This is a genomic window from uncultured Thiodictyon sp., assembly GCA_903837595.1.
GTDB lineage: Bacteria > Pseudomonadota > Gammaproteobacteria > Chromatiales > Chromatiaceae > Thiodictyon.
Window position 1 is genome coordinate 1 of record CAILVI010000203.1, and the last position, 7,878, is coordinate 7,878.

A 7,878-nucleotide genomic window follows, 5' to 3' on the forward strand; every position below is an offset into this window, starting at 1 on the left:
GGCCAGTGGGCTGATCGAACTGGGCGCGCACACGGTGTCTCATCCGCTGCTGACCGACCTGCCCCACGACGCCGCCCGGACTGAAATGCGAGTCAGCAAAGAACGCCTGGAGGCGCTGGGTGGGCGTCCAGTGACTCACTTTGCGTACCCGTTCGGCAAGCGCGATTGCGCCACCCCGGCACTCCGGACGCTGGCCCGGGAGTGCGGCTTTAGCAGTGCGGTGTTGGCGTATGGCGGGCCGGTATATCCCGACTCGAATCGCTATGCCCTGCCGCGCTTGCCATTTGGGGATGAGGACTCCCTGGCAGCGCTCAGACTGCGTGCCAGCGGCGCACGCTCCCTTTTCGCACGGCATCCACATAGCGAGCACAGCAGCGGCGAATCAAATGCCTGACCACCATCACACACCGGACATGCCGCCGACGGCGGCCGCCAACCCACGCTTGGATCCCCGGTTGTTCATGTCGTTCCCGTCGGTCATGGCCCGCCTGTTCAGTATCATGAACCCGGTGTTGGTGCAGGGGCAGGGCCTGGTCGTGCAATTTATCGGTACGCAATACGGTGACGGGGTTTCCACCATTGCCCGGGATTTCGCATTGACCACCGCGCAACATATCGCCGGCCCGGTGCTGCTGCTTGACTTCGACTGGGGGCAGGATAGCCACTTCATCCATTTCCAACGGATATTCAAACAGCAGGGAGCGAATATCAACCTTGAATTGCCGCTACACCTGGATATCGACCTCAGTGGGTTGCTGGGCATGCCCGGCGGCCCATCACCGGCCAGTTGTCCACTGCGCTTTGACCAGCTGCCAGACCTCGGGCTGATCCTCGGGCGGACCGATTTCAGTCAGACTGTCACGCCAGCGCCAACCCTGTCCATCCTTAACCGACCCGATATCTGGGCACTGCTACGCGGAAAATTCGCGACCATTGTGGTCGACTCGCCACCGTCCAGCCAGTCATTCGATGGCATTGTACTGAGCGGGGCGATGGACGCCGTGGTACTGGTAGTGCGTGCAGAATCCACCCGCTCGCCGGTGGCCGCGCACTTGCGTGATCGCCTGACAGCGCGCGGCGCTCCACTCGCCGGAGTAGTATTGAATCAGCGCCGTTTCTATATTCCCAAATTTATCTATCGCTTTCTTGATCGATTATGATAACCGCACCGCATTGGCGCCTGAAGGCGGCCCGTTGGTTATTCGCCACAATTGCGATATCGACCTGCTTCCCTGCTCCGGTACAACCAATAGAGCGGGTGATCATCGACCCCAACCGACCGGTTTATGAACCAGCGACCCCGCTGAGTTGGCGGGAGCGGGCCCGGCCGCCATTGAACCCTGACCCGACGGTTGATTCTTACGAATTCTTCGGTGGCGATAATATTCAGGATCCACCCAATCCTTATGTGTATCTGGTAGGACGCGATGTCGGGCGCGATCTGGCATCGCCGACGCGAAGCTATGTCGGCGATGGGATTCCCGACACCTGGCTGCGTCTTAATCTGCGCAGCCTGGGCTTTTATCAGGGGCGCGGCGGGGGCTACTCTATGAAGGAGTTCATCCTGCAAACCATCGGTTATCCTTACCGCCGCTGGGATACCATCGCGAATAGCCGATACCCGCTCTTGCAGGTTATCCTCAACGGCCAGCGGATCAACTCTGCCAGCGGCAGCATTGCCGGGTTTAACCCCCCCCAAAACCAGACCATTGACCTATTCATCGCCGACGATGGCTTGATTGCCATCAGACATACGCCGATGGAATTAATCATCATCGGCTTGGACGGCGAGTATCGTCTCAGGGTGAATTTGCACAATCCACGGGATGTCAAAATCGACTAGGCGAGACGCCGAAGGTGAACCCTGGAGCGCCAGTTGATCAGGCTGGGCAGCGCCGAAATATATCGTACACATGTGTCGAGCGCGCAACGACAAAGCGCTCGCCAACGCTTGGTAGTGACGCCTGATCGAACCACGGTTTCATTACTTGCGTCTGGACTGGGTCGGCGATCCGATCTGTATTCCAACCTAACAGCAGCCAACCGCCGGGTGTGATGACCGTCGCCATGGCTTCGGCGGCGCGCCGTTGTGTCGACGACGTGTCGATACCGAAACCAAAGATCCCGTTACATAAGATGACGTCAAAGCGAATGTCAGGGAAAATATCCGCCAAGTTTAGTATATCACCAACCACATGGCGGCCGGCCCTACCCCACTGACTGACCCGCGGATCCAGGTCAAGGGTCCAGCATTGCGCACCCCCATGTTCAAGTAATGAATAATAGTTCTTGGTATAGCGGCGACACCCAATCCATAGGATGGCTTTATGAAACGCTACGGCCGACGTTTGACCAAATGCAGGAAGAATGCTTTTTATTAGCAGTGCGCGATCCGGGGAACGAGCAGTTCGCCAACTATTGACGTATTCGCTGATGTGCTCGCGTATTACGCGTGGAACCAATTTCTTACCACTGAAAACCAAGGCGCTCACCAGTTTATGGGCGGAGCCGTTTTCTCTTGAGTCACTGGTCATGATCCTCGCCCTCCGTCAATGCCAACCGAACTGTTCTGGTAACGTGAGACAGCGGTGCCGCCAATCAGGATCGCCACAAGAATCGCTAGATCCTGGGATTTGGAGGCCAGCGAATTATTGGTGGAGATCAGAATCAGGAACAACATGGCGGCCAGTTTTATCGGTAGCGGCGCCCGCCACGCCAGGTTGATAATCATTCCCACCAGGGCGCTGCCCAACAGCACGAACCAGCCCAGTCCCAAATGGATCAGTAACTGCACCCAGACATTCTCCAGATACGACAGCGAAGTGGTCGCCCTCAGAATATCCTGCACCGTCTCGATCCGGTCCTGGCCCATACCCCACAGCCATTCATCCAGGCGGACAAATCGAAACACACCGAACACCAAGATCCGGGACTCGGCGCTGCTATCCCATGACAAATTTTGAAAAATGCGTTCACCCAGCCCCAGACTCACAGTCAACGTCGCGATGATCACCACGAGCATCAATGTCACTAGGATCAGGCCGAACACCAGCCGCACATCGAACGTCCGATTGATGATGCCGCGCAAGAAGTAATAGGCGCCCCAGCCGCCGAGCAAGAGCAGGCTCATGACCAGCGCGGTGCGCCCTCCGAACGTCAGTAATGCCAGCACCAGCAAGGGAATCAAGAATATCAGGAGCAGGCGCGGCAGGATCAGGCAGGCGATCAGCAACGTGCCCGTCCGCAGGGCATTATTCAGCGGATGACCACCCAGCGCAGTCGACCGGAAATAGTCATCGAGAATTGGCTGATCACCTGCCATGTAAGGCGTCAGACGCCATTCTGTCAGTGATTCGCCAATGGCCAGCAGGGCGTTGACTGTCAGCAGGGCGAGGGTCATCCAGAATAGAAAACGCTGCGCCTCCGGCGTTGCATCCAACAACACCAGAGCTAACAAAGCCGGCGCCAGAAGTGAATCGATGAAAAAGGCGTTGCCCGAGGGCCCGAACCTGATCAGCGTATGAACCAACACCCCAATGACCACTAGCGTCAGAATCAGCGGCGCCGGCGCAATGGCAAAGAGTCGCCGCCAATGAGCGCGGGGATTAGCCCGGAAACACAATACCATAAACCCCAGTGCGATGAGGTAGGTTCCGGGATGTAGCTTGAAGACGAACCCGCCGCCTGGTATGTCATAGGGGATACCGAGCGAAACCAGCAGGTTGTTGGAAATCAGCAGATAGAGCGCCAGGCCCAGGCCGGCCAGGACAACCGGTAGTCGCTGGTTCGGCGGGAACGGCCGGTGTCGCAAACCCGCGAACCCGCAGGGATAGACAATACGAAACGACGAACAGGTGTCGGCGCCCGCCATTAGTGCATCCCCCGCCCCATCCGACGGCGCCAGTTGATGACTAATGCATCGCGGCAGTCAGCCACGTTGAGCAGCAAAGCGCCGACGACATAGGATACGACACCCAGCAGGATCGCGAGCATCAGCCCCACCAGCGTCGGCGCCAACGCCGCCGACCAAATCACTCCTGCCATCACCCCACAGGCAAGCAATCCCCGGATGAGATGGCTGACGGCCAGGGGCAATGGGAAAAATCGCCGGGCGATGATCAGCCGCAACGTCAAACCCAACCCGTAAGTGGTAATGCTGGCGGCAACCGCACCGTCCAAGCCAAACAGGGGAATCAGCAACAGGTTCAATATCATGTTAAGCACCAGCACGAACAGGCTGGTCATCAGCAATAGGCGGGTGTTCTTGGTGACCATAAAGGCATGTGCAGCATAATGAATCATCGCGCCGTACAGCAAGCTTGCAAGTGCAATCCAAGGAATGAGCCGGGCGGCCTCGTGGCGAAACTCGGCGCCAAATAACACGGCGGCCAGAGGCTCGGCGACGATGGCAAGACCCGTCGTACACGGAAGCAGCAAGAGGACCAGGGTCTTGGCCGTTTTTGCCATGACTTCGCGGGCGGCGGCGGGACCATCACGCTCCATCGCGGCGAAGGCCAGAGGTACGGCAGCCATCCCTAGCCAGTTGAATATAATAGTGGAGGGACGATCGATCAGCGCATAGGCAACGGAATAAATGCCCACCGCCTTCTCGTCCATCAGCCAGGCAATAAAAAAGCGATCCGACTTGGCAATGATCTGGCCGAGCAGCACCGATGCCGCGAGTGGCGCACCGTAGCGAATCAGCAGGCGCAGTTCGTCACCGGACCAAGCCGGGGGACTCATGAGTTTCGCCAGATAACGCGTATCCAGCAACAGCACCAACAGACATGCCAGGGTCGTGGCCCATAGGATCGCTGCGGCCCCCCCCCCCGTGCCGCTTACCAGCAGCGCGCCCAATCCCAGACTCATCAAATACTGCAGGCCCTCGAGGCCGCTGTAGCGCCGGACCTCGCGCCCGGCGCGATGCGCTTCCAAACCAATCAAAAGTAGCGCGCGGGCGACCAGACTGACCAGTCCGGCCAGGACTAACCAGCGCCACTGATCACTCAGACCAGCCGCCACGTACCCCACCCCGATGGCCAGCAGACCGCTCAGGGCCAGGGCGGCAACATAGCTGGTTACCAGTAACGCCGGCACTCGCCCATGGGTGCGCCGGGCCTCGAAAAACCGCGCTACCCCGCTGTGGAGCCAGTAAAACAGGAGGGTTTGCAGCCATTGCATGGCGGTGACCGCCAACGCATACCGCCCGTATTGTTCTGGGGTAAGCAAGCGGCTGTAAATGACGACAATACCGAGCGAACTCAACGCCTCGATGAGGTTGATCGGCAAGTAACCTGCCAAATGACTCGTGAGCCGGTCGAAAGCCATGAATGATCGCCTGATCGATATAACGCCGTTGACCTCAGCCAGCCATCGCGGGTGTTAAGCGACTGTTGGCCGGCCAAGCCCCTCCTGGAAGGGGATCGCCACCAGGACCGGCAACTCCAAGGCGCGCTCGGTATCCTCTGGCGATACGAATACATCGCGAAAAAAATCTTTGAAAAAGGCAGTCAGCAGCGAAAAGATGACTGCCACCAGCAAGGCGAATACCAGCACTGCCCGCTTCTGGCTGCGGGGTTCATAGGCTTGGGGCTGTTCGATAATCCTGACATTCGCAATCTTCTGCCGATCCATCTCCTCCTGAAGCAGCGATTCCTCCACCTTCTGGGAGTAGATGCGTAGATTATTTTCTACCAATCCCCGCTCCAGAGCAAGCGAGTTAAAGGTTGCTTCCAATTTGTCAAATTCAACCAAACGGGCGGTCAACTGCGTCAGTTGCTCTTCCAGAGACGTCTGTTTGGCACGTAGCGCGGCCGCCGCGCTTTCCTGTCGGACCAGGTCGCTATTAACCTCCTGGTAAATCGGACTCGGGCCTACCCGTTGACTGTCTGATTTCTTGGGCAAGATCGTAGCGACCGTCCGTCGCAACTTTTCGATCTGTTCATTGAGATCCGCAACGAACTGGCTGTTCGGCGTAAACTTGGTCAGCAATTCATTACGGCGCGCCTCCAGAGTGACCAAAATAGAACGGGCGGTGTCCGCTGCATCCTGAGCCATTCTTTCGTCAAACATCGGCAGTTGCCTCGGCAGCGTGGCAAGTTGCCCAAGTAAGGTTGCGCGGCGACCTTCGACCTCGCTCAAGCGGGTCTTGGTATCCATTAAATTATTAGTTGCTTCTACCTGCTGCCGCAGCAGAAATGAGCGTTGATCAGCAAAGATACTGATGTTGTTCTTTAACTTAAATGCCTCGACATCCTGTTCAACATTGGCCAGACGCCGGGTGAACGCATCACGCTGTTCGATGAACATCTGGGAGCGCGACAGGACCAAGGTCTGGGTGCGGAACTCAAGATATTTCTGAATCAGGGTTTCGAGTGCGCTGATCGCAAGCGCCGATTTTGGATGGGAGAATGACAGGCTGATCACGCTGGCGTCTTTGACCGGCAGTATTTCCAGATTCTTGTTAAATCGAGTCACGGCCTTATACAATTGCCGACGGCTGGATGTCGTCTCCTGAGAGATTCTCGAAAGCGCGGAGGTGGCCGGCGCAGGGTTGGCGTCTGGCGTGGGATGGCGGGTGATGTGGCTGAACAGCCAAGCGAATGGTGACGACCCTTCCAAGTCGGGATAAAGTTGTGCAATGCCCAAATGTTCGATGACCTGCTCAACCAGCGTTGAATTCTTGAGAATCTCGGTCTCAGAGTGAACGATGCGTTCGTCGCCGAGTGCAAAATTCATGACGGCCGCGCCGGGGACCGGGTTCAGTGTGTATTCCTGGCTGGGTAGGACTATCAGGCGGGCCTGGGCGGTAAAGATCGGCTCCATCCGCAGGGCGATTGCCGCACCAATGGCTAGCGTCAACCCAAAAACCCAAAGTATCATGCGCCTTTCGCGAAACAGCGTAATCAATAGATCACGGTGATTATAGGCCGGAATGGTCATACGCCCTGTTAGGCCCGGGCCTTCCTTGTCGCGTTTCCTGCGATCGCCGGACGTGGTTGCTGGAGCGACTGCGGTCGAGGATTTCATGGCGACTCGGGCGCTGCTGGTGGGGGTTGAAAACACTGACCGTCAATCGCTGCCTGAGTCACTTTGTAGCAGGAAAAACCAGGCAGGCAGTCGATGTTGAATTGGCAGGGAGCGCCAGCACTGCTGCCCCCGCCAAGAGACGACCGGGATCGCTCCGATTCGCCAGGAGTGAGAATCGATGGCAGATGATTCCCACACCTGTTTGCGTATCGCTGCGCCACCAGACAGTGCATACCCGGGGGGCAATCCGCATCATCCCGGCAGGCCGCGATAGCCATGGGTGATACCAACAGCAGGGTGGCGCAGGACCAGCGATATCCCGTGCTTTTCATAAGCTAGCGCATTAAACCCAACGCACGCAAGACGCGGCTGTCAAACTGTCGCTGCGGATTGCGGGGATCGGCCGGCACGATCGCCTGATCTCCGGGGATAACGCGGCCGTTGCTGGCGGTCGCAATGCCGAACACGTCAGCATAGTCCCAGACCGTCCATCCTATCGCTGCACTTTGCAATCCTGAACGGGTGTCGCTCAACCACTGCTGGCGTGAGACCGCATCGGGTCCTACACGCAAGGCGCCGAATTCGGTGCACATCAGCGTAACCCCACGCGCCCTGGCCCAGGTCTGGCCTTGCGTGATTTCCTGCTTGATCCGTTTCGCCCCCCAGCCTTCCGACACGTATTGCCTCACCGCCGCCATGGCTGCGATGGGGTCCGCTGGCGGTAACACCGTGACCCTTGCCAGCGCATTTGACGCGGGATAGACCAAGTTGCCAATCATTGCCTGAGGGCCCGAAAGGTAAGGCTCCCACGGTGCGTTAAGGTGGGTAAACAGCATCGGCTCATAGTAA

At 58.0% G+C, this 7,878-nt stretch carries 8 protein-coding genes; 3 read left to right on the top strand and 5 right to left on the bottom strand.

What is annotated here, in order from left to right; all coding sequences use genetic code 11:
* The 3 genes from QZY44_RS11095 to QZY44_RS11105 all read left to right on the top strand — a co-directional run.
* On the top strand, positions 1 to 394 hold a 394-nt coding region (locus QZY44_RS11095), incomplete at its 5' end, for a polysaccharide deacetylase family protein (RefSeq protein WP_295446149.1).
* Positions 387 to 1,160: a hypothetical protein gene (locus QZY44_RS11100; RefSeq protein ID WP_295446151.1), complete on the top strand. Its 774-nt coding sequence runs from the start codon at positions 387 to 389 to the stop codon at positions 1,158 to 1,160. The genes QZY44_RS11095 and QZY44_RS11100, both read left to right, overlap by 8 nt.
* A complete protein-coding gene (locus QZY44_RS11105; protein ID WP_295446153.1) occupies positions 1,157 to 1,843 on the top strand; it encodes a hypothetical protein in 687 nt (228 codons plus the stop codon). The genes QZY44_RS11100 and QZY44_RS11105 overlap by 4 nt, the downstream gene beginning before the upstream one ends.
* A 37-nt stretch (positions 1,844 to 1,880) precedes the next feature.
* On the opposite strand, the gene QZY44_RS11110 is transcribed toward QZY44_RS11105, so the two are convergent.
* The 5 genes from QZY44_RS11110 to QZY44_RS11130 all read right to left on the bottom strand — a co-directional run.
* Complete coding sequence (locus tag QZY44_RS11110; protein ID WP_295446155.1) at positions 1,881 to 2,534, bottom strand: class I SAM-dependent methyltransferase; 654 nt, start codon at positions 2,532 to 2,534, stop codon at positions 1,881 to 1,883.
* Positions 2,531 to 3,871 carry a VpsF family polysaccharide biosynthesis protein gene (locus QZY44_RS11115; protein WP_295446157.1) on the bottom strand — a complete coding sequence of 447 codons (1,341 nt, stop codon included), beginning with the start codon at positions 3,869 to 3,871 and terminating at the stop codon, positions 2,531 to 2,533. Before QZY44_RS11115 ends, QZY44_RS11110 begins: the two co-directional genes overlap by 4 nt.
* Positions 3,871 to 5,328, bottom strand: coding sequence for a lipopolysaccharide biosynthesis protein (locus QZY44_RS11120; RefSeq protein WP_295446159.1), 1,458 nt, complete (start codon positions 5,326 to 5,328; stop codon positions 3,871 to 3,873). Before QZY44_RS11120 ends, QZY44_RS11115 begins: the two co-directional genes overlap by 1 nt.
* A 54-nt stretch (positions 5,329 to 5,382) precedes the next feature.
* Positions 5,383 to 7,029, bottom strand: coding sequence for a Wzz/FepE/Etk N-terminal domain-containing protein (locus QZY44_RS11125; RefSeq protein WP_295446161.1), 1,647 nt, complete (start codon positions 7,027 to 7,029; stop codon positions 5,383 to 5,385).
* Between the two features lie 335 nt (positions 7,030 to 7,364).
* On the bottom strand, positions 7,365 to 7,878 hold a 514-nt coding region (locus tag QZY44_RS11130; protein WP_295446163.1), incomplete at its 5' end, for a hypothetical protein.